The organism is Streptomyces sp. NPDC025651, assembly GCF_055558735.1.
Window position 1 is genome coordinate 746737 of record NZ_JBVHLZ010000003.1, and the last position, 18834, is coordinate 765570.

General features: G+C 73.9%; 14 protein-coding genes and 1 pseudogene. 7 read left to right on the top strand and 8 right to left on the bottom strand.

The genetic code is table 11. From position 1 onward, the window contains the following. Positions 1-249 precede the first annotated feature (249 nt). Entirely contained in the window at positions 250-948 is a 699-nt protein-coding gene (locus ACZ4D5_RS15575) for a response regulator (protein ID WP_467772886.1), read from the top strand. A gap of 138 nt (positions 949-1086) precedes the next feature. Here ACZ4D5_RS15575 and ACZ4D5_RS15580 read toward each other — a convergent pair whose 3' ends face one another. The 4 genes from ACZ4D5_RS15580 to lnt form a co-directional block, all read right to left on the bottom strand. Further along, positions 1087-2796 (bottom strand): sensor histidine kinase, encoded by a 1710-nt coding sequence (locus ACZ4D5_RS15580; protein WP_467772887.1) that lies wholly within the window; start codon positions 2794-2796, stop codon positions 1087-1089. 96 nt (positions 2797-2892) lie between these two features. Continuing rightward, complete coding sequence (locus tag ACZ4D5_RS15585) at positions 2893-4062, bottom strand: methyltransferase (protein WP_467772888.1); 1170 nt, start codon at positions 4060-4062, stop codon at positions 2893-2895. A 209-nt stretch (positions 4063-4271) separates the two neighbouring features. Further along, positions 4272-4754, bottom strand: a complete 483-nt coding sequence (locus ACZ4D5_RS15590; protein WP_467772889.1) for an NUDIX hydrolase — start codon at positions 4752-4754, stop codon at positions 4272-4274. A gap of 109 nt (positions 4755-4863) precedes the next feature. After that, positions 4864-6477 (bottom strand): apolipoprotein N-acyltransferase, encoded by a 1614-nt coding sequence (gene lnt, locus ACZ4D5_RS15595; RefSeq protein ID WP_467772890.1) that lies wholly within the window; start codon positions 6475-6477, stop codon positions 4864-4866. Positions 6478-6697: 220 nt separating this feature from the next. Here lnt and ACZ4D5_RS15600 point away from each other — a divergent pair, with 220 nt between their 5' ends. Continuing rightward, the gene (locus ACZ4D5_RS15600; RefSeq protein ID WP_467772891.1) at positions 6698-7756 is read left to right on the top strand and encodes an O-antigen ligase family protein; all 1059 of its coding nucleotides are present in this window, start codon (positions 6698-6700) and stop codon (positions 7754-7756) included. Between the two features lie 66 nt (positions 7757-7822). On the opposite strand, the gene ACZ4D5_RS15605 is transcribed toward ACZ4D5_RS15600, so the two are convergent. Together ACZ4D5_RS15605 and ACZ4D5_RS15610 are read right to left on the bottom strand one after the other, a co-directional pair. Then, a complete protein-coding gene (locus tag ACZ4D5_RS15605) occupies positions 7823-8371 on the bottom strand; it encodes a hypothetical protein (RefSeq protein WP_467772892.1) in 549 nt (182 codons plus the stop codon). A 159-nt stretch (positions 8372-8530) separates the two neighbouring features. Continuing rightward, entirely contained in the window at positions 8531-9319 is a 789-nt protein-coding gene (locus tag ACZ4D5_RS15610) for a glutamate racemase (RefSeq protein ID WP_467772893.1), read from the bottom strand. Between the two features lie 58 nt (positions 9320-9377). Here ACZ4D5_RS15610 and ACZ4D5_RS15615 point away from each other — a divergent pair, with 58 nt between their 5' ends. After that, positions 9378-10565, top strand: coding sequence for a glycosyltransferase (locus tag ACZ4D5_RS15615; protein WP_467772894.1), 1188 nt, complete (start codon positions 9378-9380; stop codon positions 10563-10565). Between the two features lie 4 nt (positions 10566-10569). On the opposite strand, the gene ACZ4D5_RS15620 is transcribed toward ACZ4D5_RS15615, so the two are convergent. Further along, positions 10570-11877, bottom strand: coding sequence for a TerD family protein (locus ACZ4D5_RS15620; protein WP_467772895.1), 1308 nt, complete (start codon positions 11875-11877; stop codon positions 10570-10572). A gap of 271 nt (positions 11878-12148) precedes the next feature. Between ACZ4D5_RS15620 and ACZ4D5_RS15625 the strand changes: the two genes are divergently transcribed. From ACZ4D5_RS15625 to ACZ4D5_RS15640, 4 genes and pseudogenes are all read left to right on the top strand, one after another. Then, entirely contained in the window at positions 12149-12577 is a 429-nt protein-coding gene (locus tag ACZ4D5_RS15625; RefSeq protein ID WP_467772896.1) for a DUF6643 family protein, read from the top strand. A gap of 45 nt (positions 12578-12622) precedes the next feature. Continuing rightward, a pseudogene (locus tag ACZ4D5_RS15630) lies at positions 12623-13169 on the top strand (MOSC N-terminal beta barrel domain-containing protein). A 145-nt stretch (positions 13170-13314) separates the two neighbouring features. After that, entirely contained in the window at positions 13315-13920 is a 606-nt protein-coding gene (locus ACZ4D5_RS15635) for an Rv1733c family protein (protein ID WP_467772897.1), read from the top strand. Between the two features lie 174 nt (positions 13921-14094). Then, positions 14095-16506 (top strand): right-handed parallel beta-helix repeat-containing protein, encoded by a 2412-nt coding sequence (locus tag ACZ4D5_RS15640; RefSeq protein ID WP_467772898.1) that lies wholly within the window; start codon positions 14095-14097, stop codon positions 16504-16506. Here the strand turns inward: ACZ4D5_RS15640 and ACZ4D5_RS15645 are convergent. Next, complete coding sequence (locus ACZ4D5_RS15645) at positions 16466-18730, bottom strand: hypothetical protein (RefSeq protein ID WP_467773034.1); 2265 nt, start codon at positions 18728-18730, stop codon at positions 16466-16468. The genes ACZ4D5_RS15640 and ACZ4D5_RS15645 overlap by 41 nt on opposite strands. Positions 18731-18834 lie beyond the last annotated feature (104 nt).

Here is an 18834-nt window from a genome sequence, read left to right on the forward strand (position 1 = left end):
CCCGCGGGAGAGCCGAACAGGCCCTTGGACAGGGCCACTTGGCCCCTGCCCAACGGGCCACCCGTGGCCTGATGCTGTACGTGGACCACGGCACCGGACCACGCGACCGACCGGAGGAGGCCCGTCGTCGGGCGGGGGCCGCCAGGAGCACCGGAGGGGAGTCTTCCTGTCGACCACCGCCCATTCCGGGTCCACGTCCCGGCGCCGTACGACCGCACGTCCGTGAGCGACCAGCCCCAGGGAGCCGCCATGCAGGAGGACCAGCGCGAACCGTCGGCCGGTGGCCCGATCCGGGTCTTTCTCCTGGACGACCACGAGGTCGTACGCCGGGGTCTGCGCGACCTGCTGGACGCCGAACCCGACATCGAGGTGGCCGGGGAGGCCGCGACCGGCGAGGAGGCACTGATCCGCGGGCCCGCGCTGCGCCCCGACGTCGCCGTGCTCGACGTACGCCTCCCGGACGGCGACGGCATCACCGTCTGCCGCGAACTGCGCTCGCGCCTCCCGGAGGTGGCCTGCCTCATGCTGACCTCCTTCGATGACGACGACGCCCTGCTCGACGCGATCATGGCGGGCGCGGCGGGCTATGTGCTGAAGCAGATCAGGGGCTCCGACCTCGTCTCGGCCGTCCGCACGGTCGCCGCGGGCCGCTCGATGCTCGATCCGGCGACGACGGCCCGGCTGATGGCCACCTTGCGCGGGCCGGAGGACGACGGCGAACCGGCCGAGGACCGGCGTCTGGCCGCGCTGTCCGCGCGCGAGCGCGAGATCCTCGCCCTCATCGGCGAGGGCTTCACCAACCGCCAGATCGGCCGGCGCCTCTACCTCTCCGAGAAGACGGTCAAGAACAACATCTCCCGGCTCCTCGCCAAGCTCGGCGTGGAGCGCCGGATCCAGGCCGCGGTGCTCGCCGCCCAGTTCCCGCTGCCGGGCAACGAGCACCACTGAGGGACAGGGTGAGGAAAAACGGACGCCCTCACCCTGTCCGAGGCCTCAGCCCTCACCCTGTCCGAGGCCTCAGCCCCCACCCTGTCCATCGCCCTCCCCCTGTCCGAGACCTTCGGAAACGTCCTGGGACCGCGCGCGTCACGACAGCGGGACCTGCCACTCGAGGCACGTGCCGCCCACCTCCCGTGTCCGTACGGTCAGTTCGCCGCCGAGGCGCTCGGCCCTGTCGGCCAGATTGCGCAGCCCGCTGCGCCGCCCCTCGCCGATGCCGACCCCGTCGTCCACCACGCTGACCGTCAGCCGGCCCTTGCGCACCACGAGGGCCGCCTCCGCGGACGAGGCCCGCGCGTGCCGCCCGACATTGGCCAGCGCCTCGACGAGGACGGCCACCACGTCGTCGGCGACGGCGGCCGGCACGTCGACGTCGAGCAGCCCCTCCATGCGCAGGGCGGGCGTGAAACCGAGCACCGGCACCGCGTCCTCCACGGCCCGCACCGCCCGGACCCGCAGCCCGGGCCCCGCGGGCGTCGCCTCGTGGGCGCGCAGGCCGAAGATGGTCGACCGAATGATCTTGATGGTGCTGTCGAGGTCGTCGACGGCCCTGCCCAGGCGCTCGGCCGCCTGCGGATGCGTCACGAACCTCTGGGCGCTCTGCAGCGTCATGCCCGTCGCGAAGAGCCGCTGGATCGCCAGGTCGTGCAGGTCACGGGCGATGCGGTCGCGGTCCTCCAGCACGGTCATCTGCTCGGCGTCCCGCCGCCGGTCGGCGAGTTCGAGCGCGACGGCGGCCTGCGCCGCGAAGCCGGGCAGCGGCGCCGTCTCCGCCACGCTGAACGGCACCCGGCCCTCCGTGCGGGCCAGCAGCAGGACGCCGCGCAGCCCTCCCCTGGTCCCCATGGGCACGGCCACCGCGGGCCCGAGACCGTCCCACCGCTCAGGCACGTACGTCACCCGCGGGTCCTTGCGCACGTCCGGGGTGGACACGAGCCGGCCCGCGCGCAGCGCCGCCCCCACCAGCGTGCCCTCCCTGGGGAGCACGATCCCCCGGTGGCTCTCGGCGTGGAACCCCTGCGCCAGCGCTCCGCGGAGCTCCTTGCCGCCCTCGACGAGGAGGTTGACGACGCCGAGGTCGGCGGAGGTGATCTCGCGGGCCCGCGCCACCATCACGTCGAGCACCTGCGACTCGGGCACCCCGGACAGCAGACCGCTGGTGACCTCGGCGCCCGCCTCCAGCCAGCGTTCGCGCAGCCGGACCTCCTCGTAGAGCCGGGCGTTCTCGATCGCGACCCCGGCGGCGACGGCGAGCGTCGAGAGGACCGCCTCGTCCTCGGCGTCGAACTGGCCCCCGCCCCGCTTCTCCGTCATGTACAGGTTCCCGAAGACCTCGTCGCGGACCCTGATCGGCACCCCGAGGAAGGAGTGCATCGGCGGGTGGTGGGCCGGGAACCCCGACGACGCCGGATGGGTGGCGAGGTCGGCGAGGATCAGCGGTTCCGGATGCCGGATCAACTCGCCCAACAGGCCGTGCCCGGACGGCAGGTCACCGATCTGCGCCCGGAGTTCGGCGCTCATCCCGACCGGCAGGAACTCGTCGAGCCGCTGGCCCTGCCCGATCACCCCGAGCGCGCCGTACTCGGCGTCGACCAGGACGACCGCGGCCTCGGCGATGCGCCGCAGGACCTGCGGGAGATCGAGCTCCCTGCCCACGGACAGCACGGCTTCGAGCAGGCCGTGCAACCGGTCCCTGGTGCCGCGGACCGCGCTGATCCTCACCTGCAACTCGTCGAGCAGTTCGTCGAGGCGCAGCTTGGGCAACTGCCCCGCGCCCCCGGTGCCGTCCCCACCCATGCAGACCCTCCGCCCGGTGAGCCGACCGCGGCGTCCCCATGCGCTCCACGGTACCCGCGGAGCACGGGAGTCGGACCGGCCTTGCCGCGGACAGTGTCAGCTGCCGCCCTTCACCGCCCGCAGCACCACGAACTTCGGGTCGCTCGCCACGACTTGGGCGTTGCCGAAGAGCTTGCGGAGCTTGACGTGGTAGCCGAGGTGGCGGTTGCCGATGACCCACAGCTCGCCGCCGGGGCGCAGGGCGGCGCGGGCGCCGGAGAACATCCGCCGCGCGGTCGCGCCGGTGGTGGCCTGGTGGCTGTGGAAGGGCGGGTTGTTCAGGACGAGGTCCACCGTCCCCGGTGGCACGGCGGCGAGGGCGTCGCCGGCCGTGAAGTGCGCCTTGGCCCCCTCGGCGGCGTTGGCACGGAAGGTGGCCTCGGCGGAGGCGACGGCCTGGAACGACTCGTCGATGAAGGTGACCGTGGCGTCGGGGGCGGCGACGGACACGGCGGTGCCGAGCACGCCGTTGCCGCAGCCGAGGTCGACGACGTGAGCGCCGCCGCGGGCGCGCGGCAGGTGCTTGAGGAAGAAGCGGGTGCCGATGTCGAGCCGGTCGGCGCAGAAGATCCCCGCGTGGTTGACGACGGTCAGGCCCGCGCCGGCCCCGGAGTCGGCGGGCAGGACGTAACGGCCGGGCCAGGGGCTGGCTCCGGGGGCGCGCGCCGGGTCCGGGGCGCAGAAGACGAGCCGCGCCTTCTGCCGGGCCAGCGAGGTCCTGGTCGGCCCGATGATCCGCTCGAAGAGCTCCAGCGTCGACGTGTGGATCTCGGTGACCATGCCGGTGCCGACGACGACGGTGCCCTCGTGCACGGCGGGCGCGATCCGGTGCAGCTGGTCCTCCAGGAGCGCGAGGCTCTTGGGTACGCGCACGAGGAGCACGTCGACGCGCGCGGGCGGAGTGTCCCTGGTCGTCAGGAGCCGCGCCGCGTCCGGCGCGTGGCCGGCCCGCGCCAGATTGGCCCGGGTCGCCTCCTGGGCGAGGTAGGAGTCGGTGATCTGCACCGGCACGCGCGCGTGCCCGGCGAGCGCGGTGGTCAGGGCGCCCCAGCGGTCGCCGACGACGGCGACGGTGCCGGAGAGGTCGACGGCGTCGGTCCCCTCCTCGCCCGCGAGGTGCCGCAGCAGATAGGCGTCGGCCGCCGACCAGGCGCGCAGCTGGTCGCGGGGGTCCTCCGGGAAGCGGGTGAGGTCGTACGCACCCCATGACGTGCTCAAACGGTTCATCGTGCCCTCAGGCTAACGGAGAGCCGGGCAGCCACAGGGTTCAGCCCACGAGCCGCGCGAGCGCGGTCACGACCACCGCGGCGTCGAGCGCGCTGAGCGCGGCCACCGCCCCCGCCGTCGCGCGCTGCGGGAAGCGCGCGGACAGGAACCCGAGCGGTGGCGCAGCCCTCGCTGTCGCAGCGCCACCGCACCGACGTGGGGTCTGTGGCTTACTGCGTGGCTGCGGCCGGTTCGAACCACGTGGGCCCGTCCGCCAGCGCCTGCTTGATCCGGGACATCGAGAACTCGTGCAGGTCGGGCAGTGCGTCGACCGCGAACCAGGCCACGTCGAGCGACTCGTCGTCGTTGACGCGCGCCTCGCCTCCGACGGCGCGGCAGCGCAGGGTGACGTCCATGTACTGGCACGTGTCGCCGTTGGGGTACGTGACCGGTTCGAGCGCCTGCACCAGGACCACGCGCTCGGCCACGCAGCGCACCGCCGTCTCCTCGTACACCTCGCGCACCGCGCACTCCGCGGGCTGCTCGCCCGGGTCCGGGATTCCGCCGATCACCGACCACCTGCCGTTGTCGGAGCGCCGCCCGAGCAGCACTCTTCCCTCGTCGTCGAAGACGACGGCGGTGACTCCGGGGAGCCAGAGCAGTTGCTGGCCGGCGTCGGCCCTGATCGTGCGGATGAAGTCAGGAGTTGCCATGGCCCGACCCTAACGGTGCATGGCCACCGTCCTTGCCGGGGTGGGTTGTTACTCCCGTTACTCCCGCCGCCCCCGACTCCCGCTCCTCCCGACTCGCGCTACTCCCCGTCTACTCCCCCGCCGTCCGCTTCGCCCGCACCGCCCGCGTGGCGGCCCAGCCGAGTCCGCCCGCGGCGATCAGCACCAGGATCCCTTCGGGCAGCACGCCGAGGCGGGTCGCGGGCGTCTGCGAGGAGCGCAGCGGCACCTCTTCGACGAGCGAGTCGGCGGTGAACCACTTGGTCTTCGCGACGACCTCGCCGTCCGGCATGATCACGGCGCTGACGCCGCTGGTGACCGGGACGGCGACGGCGCGGCTGTGCTCGACCGCGCGGATCCGGGACATCGCGAGCTGCTGGTAGGTCATCTCGCTGCGGTCGAAGGTGGCGTTGTTGCTGGGCACCGAGAGGATCTGCGCACCGTTGGTGACGGTGTCGCGCACCGCCCAGTCGAACGCGGCCTCGTAGCAGGTCGCGATGCCCACCCTGGTGCCCGCCATGGTGAAGACGCCCGGCTCGCCGCCGCGGCTGAAGTCCTGGCGCACCATGCCGACGTCGCTGCTGAAGACGCTGATGAGGGAGCGCAGCGGGATGTACTCGCCGAAGGGCTGGATCTGCCGCTTGTCGTAGGTGTCCGTGGGGCCCTTCTTCGGGTCCCACAGGATCTGCTCGTTGTAGAGCTTGCTGTCCTTGGTCTCGACGACGCCGCCGACCGAGACGGGTACGCCGATGGCCTTGACCGCGTCCTCGATCTCCTGGCGTGCGTCGGGGTTGGTGAACGGGTCGATGTCGGAGGAGTTCTCCGGCCACAGGACCAGGTCGGGCCGTGCGACCTCGCCCGCCTTCACCCGCGCGGCCAGGCGCTTGGTCTCGCGCACGTGGTGGTCGAGGACGGCGCGGCGCTGTGCGTTGAAGCCGAGCCCCGCGCGCGGGACGTTGCCCTGGATCGCGGCGACGGTCACGGTGCCGTCCTCCGCCGTGTCGCTGACGAGCGGACGCGCGGCGAAGGCGCCGACGAGGGGGACGGCCACCGACAGCAGCGCGACGGCCGCGGCCCCGCGGCGCACGACCCGGCCCTCGCGTACGTCGCGGACCTGCCGTACGAGCTCGTGGACCCCGAAGCCGCACAGGACGACCGCGAACCCGAGCACGGGCGTGCCGCCGAGCGCGGCGAGCGGCAGGAAGACGCCGTCGGCCTGACCGAAGGCGAGCTTCCCCCAGGGGAAGCCGTTGAAGGGCACACGCGCGCGTGCCGCCTCTCCCGCGATCCACAGGGCCGCCGCCCAGAGCGGATACCCGGGCAGGCGTGAGACGGCCGCGATGCCCGCGCCCACCAGGGCGACGAAGACCGCCTCGACGGCGGCGAGCGCCAGCCACGGGCCGGGGCCGACCTCGACGCCGGTCCACACGAGAAGCGGCAGCAGGAAGCCGAGGCCGAAGAGGTAGCCGAGGCCGAGGCCCGCCTTCCAGGTGCGGCCGTGCAGACACCAGGCGAGGACCGCGAAGGCCGGGAGCGCCAGCCACCAGAGGGTGCGTGGCGGAAAACTGACGTAGAGCAGCACTCCGGAGAGGGCCGCCGCGGCGGCGGGCACGAGCCGTCGCAGGATCCGCAGGGCACGGGAGGCCTGCGCGGGCTGCGGATCGAGCTGGGCCGGCTCGTCTACGGGAGTGGTGGTGGCGGTCACTCGGGGAGTGTACGGCGCGTCACCTGGGGCCGGACAGCGTGGTGGCCCGGGGCTGCGGGGACCCCGGGAAGCACGTCCGCCGTATCGTTCCTGCACAACTGGTCCCCCAGCGCGGCACCAGCGGTTAGCGTGTGCCCGAGTCCCTGACGTACGACCGGTTCGCGCCACGGAGAACCGGATCGCGCCGTTCGGGGCCCGTCATGGACCGGGGGGCGACGGGGTGAGGTCAACGGGTACGGCCGCGACGGCCGGTCCGGCGGGGGCGCGCGAGCGGCGCGGTGCGTCCGACGCCGCGGGCGGGGCGCTCCTCGGCGTGTGCGCCGCCTGGTCGCTGATCACCGCGGGAGTGCACGGCGGACATCCCGAGGGGATGCTCCTCGCGATCCTCGCCGTCGCCGCGGGCTACGCGGGCGGACGGATCTGTGGGGCACTGCTGCCGGTCGCCGCCCCGTGCGTGGGCGCGCTCGCGGGGCTCGGCCTCGCCGTGGCGGCACCCCGCCTGACGCTCGGCCCCGCCTCTCCCCTCGGGCACACCGGTGCCACGGCGGCGCTGCTGATCCTGGCGGCGGGCGCGGCCTGCTGTGCCGCGTGGGCGGCGAGGACCGCGGGTGCCCGCCTCACCCTGCGGCTGCTGGCCGCGGGCATCTCCGGTGCCGCGGCGGCGCTCGGCTCACCGGCGGGCTTCGCCGGATGCGTCGTGGTACTGCTCTGCTCGCTCGCCGCGGCACGGGTGCGCGCCAGGGCGCTGGGCATCGCCGGGCTCGCGGCAGCGGCGGTGCTGGTCACCGGGGTGTCCTTGGCCGTGGCCGAGGACACGCTGCCGGACGGTCTGACGGCCCCCTTGGAGGGTCAGCTGGGCCGCCAGCGCGTCCTGCTGTGGCGGGACGCGGCGGGGCTCGCGGAGCGCGAGCCCGCCATGGGGGTGGGGCCCGGCCGGTTCAGCGAGGTCAGCCCGGTCGTCACCGACGATCTCCTGGCGGACGGGAAGCCGCACTCGGCGCCGCTGCAGCAGGCCTCGGAGCAGGGCCTCGTGGGGATGGCACTGCTGGCGGCGGTCTTCTGCTGGCTCCTGTACGCACTGTGGCGCTCGCCCCGCTCGACGCAGGTGGTGCTGTCGGCGGGCGCGGCGCTGACTGCGCTGACGGCCGTGGCGGCGGTGGGCAACGCGCTGAGCGTGACGACGGTGACGACGGCGGCGGGGCTGCTCGCGGGCATCGCGACGGCGCGGCCGCTCGGCGACGAGCCACCACCGGACGGCGGGGCGTCACGTTGGACGTGAGGGCGTGGCCAGGAGCCGGTCGTGAAGGCGCGACCAGGAGCCGTCGTGAAGGCGTGACCAGGAGGTTCAGGCGGCGTTGCCGGAGAGGGCGAGACGGTGTCTGATGGCGCGGACGGCCGCCTCGGCGTCGTCCACCGTCACCGTGAACTTGTGGCCGTCGCCCAGACTGAGCACCAGGCCCTCACCGCGCCGGACCACGACGGCGGTGCCCTTCTCGGGCCGCCAGCGGTAGCCCCAGCCGCCCCACTGCCGGGGCGTGACGGCGGGCGCGAAGTCCGCGCCGACGACGTGGGAGAGCGGGATGTGCCGGCGCGGCAGGCCCAGATGGCCGCAGCGCACCTCCAGGGAGTCCTTGTCGACCTTCACCGCCACATGGACGAAGGCGAGCGTCCCGAAGAGCATCAGGAGCCCGGCGGCGATGCACCCCACGACGGACATGACCAGAGGCGCGATGCCCGAGGTCCACATGGAGTCCACCGCGAGCTCGATGCCGAGCGCCATGCAGGCGGCACCGGCGCACGCCAGCAGCCACTGCACGCGGTTGGTCGCGCGGCCGGTCCAGACGTCGGGCGGGCTCTCGGCCACGGCCCGCTCTTCGGGGGCTTGGTCCCTCATGCCTTCGAGACTACTCAGATATCGGTGTGAGGGCACCGCGTCGCGGTGGGTTACCACCTGTCCGGGTAACGGCGTCCCGCAAGAGCTCAGCCCCGGAATCCCGGGGCGCGGTCACGGCGCGCGCCGGGCTTCGCAGCTCAGAGCGCCGGACCTCGCGGCTCAGAGCGCCGGGCTGACCGCCGCGAGCGCGCGCCCCTCCGCGTACGTGAGCGCCGCGCGCGGGAGCTCCTCCTCGCGCCCGCTGAGCAGCACGGTGAGAGCGGGCGTCGCGGCCGTGGCTTGCGCGACGGGCCGGGCGCCGGTCCTGCGCAGCGCCTGGGCCGCCACCGCACCGGCCGAGCCGTGCAGGACGAGGGGCGGCAGGCCCGGCTGCTGAAGGGCGGCGCGAATACGCTCGGCGACCAGCTCGTAATGGGTGCAGCCCAGGACGACGGCCCTTACGTCGGGCGGGGTGAGGGCAGCAGCGGCGGCGATCGTCTCGTCGATGGCCTTCTCGTCCGCGTACTGCACGGCGTCGGCGAGGCCCGGGCAGGGCACCTCGGTGACCGCGACGCCGCTCGCGAACTCCTCGATGAGGCCGCGCTGGTAGGGGCTGCCGGTGGTGGCGGGCGTGGCCCAGATGGCCACGGGTCCACCGCTCGCGGCGGCCGGCTTGATCGCGGGCACGGTCCCGATGACCGGGATGCCGGGCTCGAGCCGGGCCCGGATCGTGGGCAGGGCGTGCACGGAAGCGGTGTTGCAGGCCACGATCAGCGCGTCGGGGCGGTGGGCCGCGGCGGCCTCGGCGACGGCGACGGCACGCTCGGTGAGGTCCTGCGCGGTGCGCGGTCCCCACGGCATGCCGTCAGGGTCCGAGGAGAGCACGAGATCGGCGTCGGGCCGCAGGCGACGTACCGCGGCCGCCGCGGCGAGCAGTCCGATGCCGGAGTCCATGAGCGCGATCTTCACCCGGTCACCATAGTCGATGCGCCCCACAGGCACCGTCCCGTGGGGCAGACTTCGGCGGATGAGCGCCGTTGCGTGGATCGCCACCGGATCGCTTGCCGCGTGGCTGTGGCTGCTGTTGGGGCAGGGCTTCTTCTGGCGTACGGACGTGCGTCTGCCACCGCGCCGGGATCCCGAGCGGTGGCCGTCCGTCTGTGTCGTCGTGCCCGCGCGGGACGAGGCGGCCGTGCTGCCGGACAGCCTGCCGTCGCTGCTCGCGCAGGAGTACCCGGGGCGGGCCGAGATCTTCCTTGTCGACGACGGCAGTTCGGACAGCACGGGCGAGCTGGCCCGCGCGCTGGCCGAACGGCACGGCGGCCTGCCGCTGACCGTCGGCTCCCCCGGCGAGCCGCCCCCGGGGTGGACCGGCAAGCTCTGGGCGGTGCGCCACGGCATCGGCCTGGCACGCGCGCGTGACCCCGAGTACCTGCTCCTGACCGACGCGGACATCGCCCATGAGCCGGACAGCCTGCGGCAGTTGGTGGCCGCGGCGGGCACGGGCGGCTTCGACCTCGTCTCACAGATGGCCCGGCTGCGGGTGGCCTGCGTGTGGGAGCGCCTGGTGGTACCCGCCTTCGTCTACTTCTTCGCGCAGCTCTATCCCTTCCGCCGGATCGCCCGCGCGAACGGGCGGACGGCCGCCGCGGCGGGCGGCTGCGTGCTGCTGCGCGCGGAGGCGGCGGAGCGGGCGCGGATCCCCGACGCCATCCGGCACGCGGTGATCGACGACGTGGCGCTCGCCCGGGCGGTGAAGCGCTCCGGCGGCCGCATCTGGCTCGGTCTCGCCGAGCGCGTCGACAGCGTGCGGCCCTATCCACGCCTGGGAGACCTGTGGCGGATGGTGTCCCGCAGCGCCTACGCGCAGCTGCGGCACAACCCGCTGCTCCTCGTCGGCACGGTCGCCGGACTCGCGGTGGTCTACCTCGCTCCCCCGGTGGCGCTGGCCGCGGGCCTGGCCACGGGGGACGCGGCGGCCGCGGCGGCCGGTGGACTCGCGTGGCTGGTGATGACCGCGACGTATCTGCCGATGCTCCGCTACTACCGGCAGACCTTCTGGCTCGCCCCGCTGCTGCCCGGCACCGCGTTCCTGTACCTGCTGATGACGGTGGACTCGGCGGTGCAGCACTACAGGGGGCGCGGTGCGGCGTGGAAAGGACGTACGTACGCACGACCGGACACCGCCGCGGAGCCCGCGCCCGAGCAGCGCTGAGGGGTCACTTCCTGCCGGGCGTCCAGTTCATGCCCCAGCCGTAGGCGTAGTCGATGGTGCGCTGCGGGCTCACCCCGCGCTCGGGGACCAGGTAGCGGGCCTCGCGCTGGACGACGAGGTCGCCGCCGTTGTTGGTGAGCAGGGCGAGGGCGCACACCGTGGAGGGGACCGTGCACTCGTCCAGCGAGAAGTCGACCGGGGCGCCGTGCTGGGGCTGGAGGGTGACCGTCGCGTTGAGGTCGGCGAAGCTGCGGGCGCCTTCGTAGATCGTCACGAAGATGACGATGCGGCGGAAGTCCTTGATGTGGTCGAGGTTGATGGTGAGGTTCTCGCCGGTGGCGACGGCGCCGGTGCGGTCGTCGCCGTCGAGCAGGATGTACGGGGGCTGGTGCAGCGCCCCGAAGGCGTTGCCGAGCGCCTGGACGACTCCCTTGCGGCCGTCGGAGAGTTCGTAGAGCGCGCAGAGGTCGAGATCCAGGTCGGCGTGCATGGCGACGGCCCTGCCGAGCTTCGCGCCCCAGCCCTTGAACTGCTTGCGCACCTCCCAGTTGAGGTTCACGCGCATGCCGCCCGATGTGCCGCCCTGCTTCGTCAGCGAGACGGACGGGGCGTCCTTCGTCAGGGTGACTTTGGTCAGGCGCACGGGCTCGGCGGGGGCGGCAACCGGCGGGGCGGGCGGCGGCGGTGGGGCCGGAGCGGGGTTGACGGCCGGGGTCGCGGGAGCCGGTGGCGGAGGGGCCGGAGCGGCAGCGGGGGCGGGCGCCGCCTGCTGTGGCTCGTCCACCGAGATGCCGTAGTCCGTCGCGAGGCCTTCGAGCCCGCTGCCGTACCCCTGCCCGACCGCGCGGAACTTCCACGCGCCCTGGCGGCGGTAGAGCTCGCCGAGGACGAAGGCGGTCTCCACGGTCGCGTCCGCGCTGTCGTAGCGCGCGAGTTCGGCGCCGCTCGCCACGTCGAGCACGCGGATGTGGAGGCCGGGCACCTGCCCGAAGGTGCCGCCGTCGGCCGACGCGGCGAGCACCACGGTCTCGATCTCGGGCTCCACGCGCGCGAGGTCGACCGTCAGCACGTCCGTGACACCTGCGCCGGAGCGCTGTTTGCCCTCGTGCCGCACCGCCCCGGAGGCGTGCGCCGGCTGGTTGTAAAAGACGAAGTCCGCGTCCGAACGCACCTTTCCGGAAGAGGCCAACAACAGCGCCGACGCGTCGGCGTCCGGTACTCCGCCTCCGGAACCCCATCCCAATTCGACCCGTACCGCAGGTGCCGGTACGGGAACATTCGATCCTTTAGGCATTGTCATGTCCGCCCCCATCGCAAGTCGCCGCGTCCGGCAGGGCCGCCGTTTCCGTTCATGGCCAACCTATTACCCGGACCGCGAAGGGGCCCATGGCCGTGTCCCGCGGCCCCCGCGGTCAACCCCCGGTAACCCTCCAGGAACTCGGCCTTTACACGATCCCAACACCGTCCGGCGACCGATTTTCCCACGTTCGCTCGCATTGGGGATCCGCAGTCCCTGCCGACACGTAAAACAACCCTCTTATCGGTCTCCCCAACCAGCACATCAAGGGCTTAACTTATGGAGCATGACCTCCCCCCGCTCCACCTATGGCGGCGGTTACTACTCCGCGCCGTCCTTCCCGGACACTCCGATCTACGACTCGCTCGTCGCCGAGCGGGGCACGCCCCAGATCGCCCCGATTCGGGTCCCCTCCGCGTACGACACAGGCAGTCATCTGCCCGCGCTTCCGGCCGCGCTGCCCGCGCTCCCGGCCGCGCCCTCCCACCCCAACCCGGCGTACGGCTACGCCCAGGCCCCGCAGCCCGCACCGCTGCAGCAGGCCCCCGCGCCGTACATCCCGCAGCAGGCCGCGGGCCCGCGCGGCTACCCGGGCGCCCAGCCGCAGCGGCCGGCCACCGGTACCGGTTACGAGGCCATGCGCCCCGCGGCGCCGCGCCCCGCCCCGGCCCCGTACGAGGATCCGTACAACCGCCAGCAGTACCGCGGGTACTGATCCGGCCGCGGGCTTCCTGTCGGCGCGCGCCGGCAGGGTGACCGCATGTCGCAGCCGGCGCTGCGGTCCATCCACGTCCACCCGCCCAAGGCGGCCAGGGGGCACGCACCGCGTGAGGCCGTCGTGGAGCCATGGGGACGGACTCGCGGGTGACCGACGACGGATGCCGGCCGACGACGGACTTCGTCTCTCAACGGCCTCGTCCCACGGCCGTGTCCGACGGCCGCGTCCGCGCACGGCCTTGGTCGCCGCCGAGCTGTTGCCCGGCGGCGGCCTTCGCGTGTCCGCGCCCGCCGACGCCCCCGCGACCCGCCGTCCGGCCGATCCCGCGTACGGCGAGAAGGGCGGGACGGTCGCCTTCGCGGACGGCTTCCCGCTGCCGCTCACCGCGCTCTTCTCGCGTGAGGCGCTGAACTACCCACACCGCCCCGGGCCGAGGACGGCTGGCGGCGCGTGGCGCGGCAAGGAGCCGACGCGCACGCTCGCGCGCCGCCGCCGCCGCGTCGGCGGCCGGCTCGTCTTCGGGCAGAATCTGGTGCCCGAATCGACCGGTGTCATTCGCGTCGGCGACACGTTCACGGTCCTCGATTGATCGGCGCCCGGCGGGGGAACTCGACTGCGGGGCACGGACGTTGAGCCTCGTGGACGTGAAGGGTGATTTCGCTCTCCCTTCTCGCCACCCGCGCGTGGGCCGTGCCGTTCCTGGTGAAGACGGACGCGGAAGGGGGTGCAGGGCAGTGCGAGCAATCGTCGGACTCTGGCGGTGGCGGCACAACCCGCTGCGCCGCAGGACCGACCTCGTCGAGGCCTGGCTGGCCTTGGCCGCCCTGGTGGCGATCGTCGTGGCCGTCCCGGTCGTCGGCGCGCTCACGACGAGCCTGTCGCGGGAAGCCCTTCTCGCCTCGGTGCGCCAGCAGCGCGAGGAGCGCCACGCGATCACCGGCACCGTCCTGCGCAAGGCCGAATCTCCCCCGCTCGACCCCGACCCCGAGACCTCGTCGGCGCGCGACGCGCACAGCCGCGTGCACGCGCGCTGGACGGCGCCCAACGGCGCGGTGCGCACCGGTGTCGTCCTCTCCGACCTCAAGTCCCCCACCACCGGCGACCACTTCAGGCTGTGGACCGACGAGGAGGGCCGGGTCGTGGGCCGCCCGCTGGACAGCGCGACCGCGACCACACACGCGGTCATCGCCGGATTCGGCGCGGCCACGATGAGCGTCGCCCTCGTCGAGGGCGCCCGCAGGTTCGTCCTGTGGCGCGTCATGCGGGGACGCTACGCCCGGCTCGACCAGGCCTGGGCCAAGGCGGGCCCCGACTGGGGCAGGACCGGCACCGGTTCCTGACCGCTCACGAGTGCTCCACGGCCCGGCCACGCAGGTGAGAGCCTGCCCATCGGGTCAACTCCCCGCCCTCGCGCGCGCTACGGTGGTCCGGCCGAACCCTTCGGCTCCTTGCGCATCGACACGGCACATCGACGCAGGATCCCGCGTACGACGAGGTGGGGGCAGAGCAACTCCATGGCACAGGGCACGGTCCAGGTGACGCACACCGGCACGTCGCGGTGGCGGCGCCGCACCGGCGAATACGCATCGCTCGCCGCCGCCTTGGAGGCCGCGGGCGACGGGGACGTGTTGACCGTCGCCGCAGGCACCTACCGCGAGAACCTCGTCGTCCAGCGCGCGGTGACGCTGCGCGGCCCCGAGGGCTCACCGGGCTCCGTGCGCATCGCGCCGTCCGACGGGGTGCCGCTCACCGTCCGCGCCTCCGCGGTCGTCCAGGACCTGCACGTCGAGGGCCAGGACTCCTCCGCGCCCGCGCTGCTCGTCGAGGACGGCGCCCCCGAGCTCGCCGACATCCGCGTGGTGACCCGCTCCGCGGCCGGCATCGAGGTGCGCGGCGGCGCGCGCCCCACCGTGCGCCGCTGCACCGTCGACAACCCCGGCGGCATCGGCATCGCGGTGCTCGACGGCGGCGGCGGTGTCTTCGAGGAGTGCGAGATCGTCGCGGCGGGCCAGTCCGGCGTCGCGGTGCGCGGCGGCGCGCACCCCCGCCTGGAGCGCTGCCGGGTGCACCACGCCTCGGGCGCCGGGCTCGCGGTGACCGGCGAGCACACGGGCCTTGAGGCCATCGGCTGTGAGGTGTACGAGGTCAAGGGCTCGGGGGTGCAGATCAGCGCGCGGGCCGCGGCGCACCTGACGGACTGCGCCGTGCACCGCACCACGTCCGACGGCGTCACGCTCGACACGGACGCCGTCCTCACCCTCGCCGACTGCACGATCCACGACATCCCGGAGAACGCGATCGACCTGCGCTCGCGCTCCGTGCTCACGCTCACCCGCTCCACGGTGCGCCGGTTCGGGCGCAACGGCCTGTCGGTGTGGGACCCGGGCACGCGCGTGGACGCCAACCAGTGCGAGATCCACGACAGTACGGGCGACTATCCGGCGGTCTGGGTCAGTGACGGCGCGACCGCCGTCCTGGAGTCGTGCCGGGTGCGCGACGTGCCGGACGCGCTGTTCGTCCTGGACCGCGGCTCGCGCGCCGACGTCGTCGACAGCGACCTCTCCCAGGTGCGCAACACCGCGGTGTCGGTGAGCGACGGGGCGACCGCCCAGCTCGACGACTGCCGCATCCGTGAGGTCGCCACGGGCGCGTGGTTCCGCGACCACGGCAGCGGCGGCACGCTCGCCAACTGCACGATCGACACCGTGCAGACGGGCGTGATCGTCACCAAGGGCGCGGACCCCACCATCGAACGCTGCACGGTCACCTCGCCCGCCGAGGCCGGGTTCTACGTCTCCGCGGGCGGCCGCGGCAGCTTCCACGGCTGCCGGGTCAGCGCCAGCGGCGGCTACGGCTTCCACGTCATCGACGGCTGTCGTACGACGCTGAAGAAGTGCCGCACCGAGCGGTGCGCGCGCGGCGGCTTCGAGTTCTCCGAGGAGGGGCCGCTCGTCGAGGACTGCGCCAGCGACGAGAGCGGCGGCCTGCGCACCCCCGCGCCGGCCGCGCAGGAGACGCCCGCGGTGCAGACGGCCACGCAGACCGTCGGCCTGCTCGGCTCGGTGCCCGCCCAGCAGGCGCCGCAGCCGGCGCCGCCCTCGGCCGAGAAGGCCTCCCGCGACTCCAAGGAAGTTCTCGGCGAACTCGACGCCCTGGTCGGCCTCGACAGCGTCAAGCGCGAGGTGCGCGCCCTGACCGACATGATCGAGGTGGGCCGCCGCAGGCAGCAGGCCGGGCTCAAGGCCGCGTCCGTGCGGCGCCATCTGGTCTTCACGGGCTCCCCCGGCACGGGCAAGACGACCGTCGCCCGCCTCTACGGCGAGATCCTCGCCTCCCTCGGCGTCCTGGAGCGCGGCCACCTCGTGGAGGTCTCGCGCGTGGACCTGGTCGGCGAGCACATCGGCTCGACGGCGATCCGCACCCAGGAGGCGTTCGACCGGGCGCGCGGCGGTGTGCTGTTCATCGACGAGGCGTACGCCCTGTCGCCCGAGGACTCCGGGCGCGACTTCGGCCGTGAGGCCATCGACACGCTGGTGAAGCTGATGGAGGACCACCGCGAGGCCGTCGTGGTGATCGTCGCGGGCTACACCGCGGAGATGGAGCGCTTCCTCTCCGTCAACCCCGGTGTGGCGTCCCGGTTCTCACGGACCATCACCTTCAGCGACTACGTCCCCGAGGAGCTGCTCCGGATCGTGGAGCAGCAGTCCGAGGAGCACGAGTACCGCCTGGGCACGGGCGCGCCCGAGGCGCTCCTGAAGTACTTCACCGCGCTCCCCAAGGGGCCCGCGTTCGGCAACGGCCGCACCGCGCGGCAGACCTTCGAGGCGATGGTGGAGCGGCACGCGGGCCGGGTCGCCCAGCTCGCCGAGCCGAGCACCGACGACCTCACCCTGCTGTATCCGGAGGATCTGCCGGACCTGGTGTGACCGTGTCCTTCGCCGAGGGCCTCGGAGACGGCACCTCCGGCTTGAGGCGGGCGAGCAGCCGCGCGCGCTCCTCGGCGAAGGCCGGGTCGGCCTGGTAGTCGCCGTGCCCGAGGATCGGCGCGGGCAGCGGGTGGGCCTCCGTACGGCCGTAGGCGAGGGGGTCCTTGAGGGCGGCGCGGTCGACCTGGGGGCCGCAGTCGCCGTGGAGGTTGATGGGGCCGCCGATCGGGTCGGTGGTGCGGTGCAGGTTGCGCCAGCAGTCGACCTCGCGGTGCAGGGACATCAGGGCCGCCGGGCCGAAGTGGGCGGGGAACCAGCGGCCGTAGAGGCGCTCCAGGGGCGAGCCGTAGGTGAGCAGGGCGACGCGCCTGCGGACCGAGGGGCGCAGCTGCCAGGCGGCGGCCGCCGCGAGGACGCTGCCCTGGGAGTGGCCGGAGAGGACGAGGCGGCCGCCGGTGGCCTGCGTGGCGCGCGTCCAGGTGGCCATGCGCCAGGTCAGGTCGGGCACCGCGCGCTCGGCGTAGCAGGGCGGGGCGAAGGGGTGGGCGGCGCGCGGCCAGAACGTTCCGACGTCCCAGAGGATGCCGATGGTGCGGCGGGCCGAGGGGTCCTTGTAGGCGCGGCGGCCCCAGGTGACGAAGAGTATGAAGCCGAAGCCGATCAGCCAGGAGCCGAGGGCCTGCGCGGTCTCGGCCGCGCCTTCCAGGATGTCGGGGGTGCCCTGGGCGGCCTGGCCGGGGGTCTCCCCCGTGAGCCAGGCGCAGGTGAGGGCTCCGGCGCCAAGGAGCAGCGTCACGGCGGAGATGATGCCGACGAGCAGGGGCGCGCGGTCGGTGAGGGCGGCACGCGCGCGGGTGCCCGCGATGCGGCGGGTGCGGGTGGAGTCCTTGCGCTCGTCGGGGTAGTCCAGCGGCATCCGCTCCATCTCGCGCCGCTTGCGCTGCACCGTGCGGAAGCCGAACCAGCCGCACAGCGCCGCGACGACCACCAGGAGCGGCGGGATCACGGACGCCTGCCAGGTGAGCAGGACGGGCGGTCCTTCGATGGAGCCCTGGCTGCCGTCCAGCCAGTCGGAGACGCGCTGGGCGCCGCCGCCGGACATCACGCCGCCGAGCGCGCAGGACAGCATCGCCGTGGCCGGTCCGCCGAATCCCCTGATGGCGGTGCGGGAGTCGGGCGAGCTGCGGTACAGGAGGTGGGCGACCACCGCGAGGCCGATGACCAGGAGCCCCTGGACGAGGGCGATGCCGCCGAACGTGGCGTCGCCCGGCAGCCTGCCCTCGGAGCGCCAGCCGGGGCGCGACCACCCGGCGTACAGCAGGGTGAGGACGAGCAGGACGAGCGCGCTCAGCGGCAGCCAGCGCACCAGGGTCCTGTCCAGCTCGCGGTCGAGCCTGTTCTCGCTGCGGCCCCTGCGGAGCACCACCCAGACGACAACGCCCGCGCCGAGGAAGAGCGTCGAGTCGAGCGCCCAGCCGAGCACGTCGAGCAGGGCGGGGCCGCCGCCGCGCCGGTCGTGCCGCGCCGCCGATGTGCCGACCGCCGCGGCGACGGTGAGCAGGCCCGCGGCCGTGTGGGCGGCGCGCAGCCGCGCCACCAGGCGGCGGCCGTACCAGAACCCCGGCCTGCCGAGCGCGGTGCGGCTTGTCTCCTCCTCGGGGTCGGGCTGGTGGGGCAGCGGCTGCTGGGACTCGTACGCACTCCAGGTGCGGTGGGAGAGGTACCAGAGCAGGCCGGTGAGCGCGGCGGGCACGGCCGCGGCGAGGGCGAGGCGGCGTCCGGGCTGGGACCACCAACCGCCGTGGCCGGAGGCGTCGGTGGCGAGGAAGCCGAGCCAGGCGCGGTCGGCGGCGCACTCGGGGGTGCCCGCGCACTGCCAGGCGGTCAGGTCGAGCGCGACCTCGCAGGCGGCGGCGACGAGCAGCACGGTGAGGGTGAGGCCGACCAGGCGCACGAGGATGCCGTAGGTGCGCACGAGGCGCCTGCGGTGGCGCGAGGTGGGACGCATCCAGTGGGCGAGGTTGACGACCATGAAGGGCAGCAGCAGGAGCCACAGGGCGCGGGAGCCGTTGCCGGAGGTCAGGTTGCACCAGACGTACGCCTCGGGGACCGGTTTGCCGCGGTAGTCGTCGGGACGCCGTTCGGCGTCGGCGTCCTCGGCGCGGCGGAAGACGGCCGCGGTGTCGTCGCCGGAGATCCGCACGGTGCGCGGGTCGCCCAGCATCTCCTCCGGTGTGGTCCCCCCTACTCCGTGGACCAGGAGTTCCAGGGCGGTCTCGTCCTGCGTGGCACGCTCCACTGTTCCGCTTCCCCCGTTTGTTCCGCTTC

Coding starts and splice junctions, on each gene's coding strand:
- ACZ4D5_RS15625 (WP_467772896.1), top strand. CDS start 12,149: ATGACCTCCCCCCGCTCCACCTATGGCGGCGGTTACTACTCCGCGCCG.
- ACZ4D5_RS15580 (WP_467772887.1), bottom strand. CDS start 2,796: ATGGGTGGGGACGGCACCGGGGGCGCGGGGCAGTTGCCCAAGCTGCGC.
- ACZ4D5_RS15615 (WP_467772894.1), top strand. CDS start 9,378: ATGAGCGCCGTTGCGTGGATCGCCACCGGATCGCTTGCCGCGTGGCTG.
- ACZ4D5_RS15585 (WP_467772888.1), bottom strand. CDS start 4,062: ATGAACCGTTTGAGCACGTCATGGGGTGCGTACGACCTCACCCGCTTC.
- ACZ4D5_RS15645 (WP_467773034.1), bottom strand. CDS start 18,730: ATGCTGGGCGACCCGCGCACCGTGCGGATCTCCGGCGACGACACCGCG.
- ACZ4D5_RS15575 (WP_467772886.1), top strand. CDS start 250: ATGCAGGAGGACCAGCGCGAACCGTCGGCCGGTGGCCCGATCCGGGTC.
- ACZ4D5_RS15590 (WP_467772889.1), bottom strand. CDS start 4,754: ATGGCAACTCCTGACTTCATCCGCACGATCAGGGCCGACGCCGGCCAG.
- ACZ4D5_RS15605 (WP_467772892.1), bottom strand. CDS start 8,371: ATGAGGGACCAAGCCCCCGAAGAGCGGGCCGTGGCCGAGAGCCCGCCC.
- ACZ4D5_RS15620 (WP_467772895.1), bottom strand. CDS start 11,877: ATGGGGGCGGACATGACAATGCCTAAAGGATCGAATGTTCCCGTACCG.
- ACZ4D5_RS15640 (WP_467772898.1), top strand. CDS start 14,095: ATGGCACAGGGCACGGTCCAGGTGACGCACACCGGCACGTCGCGGTGG.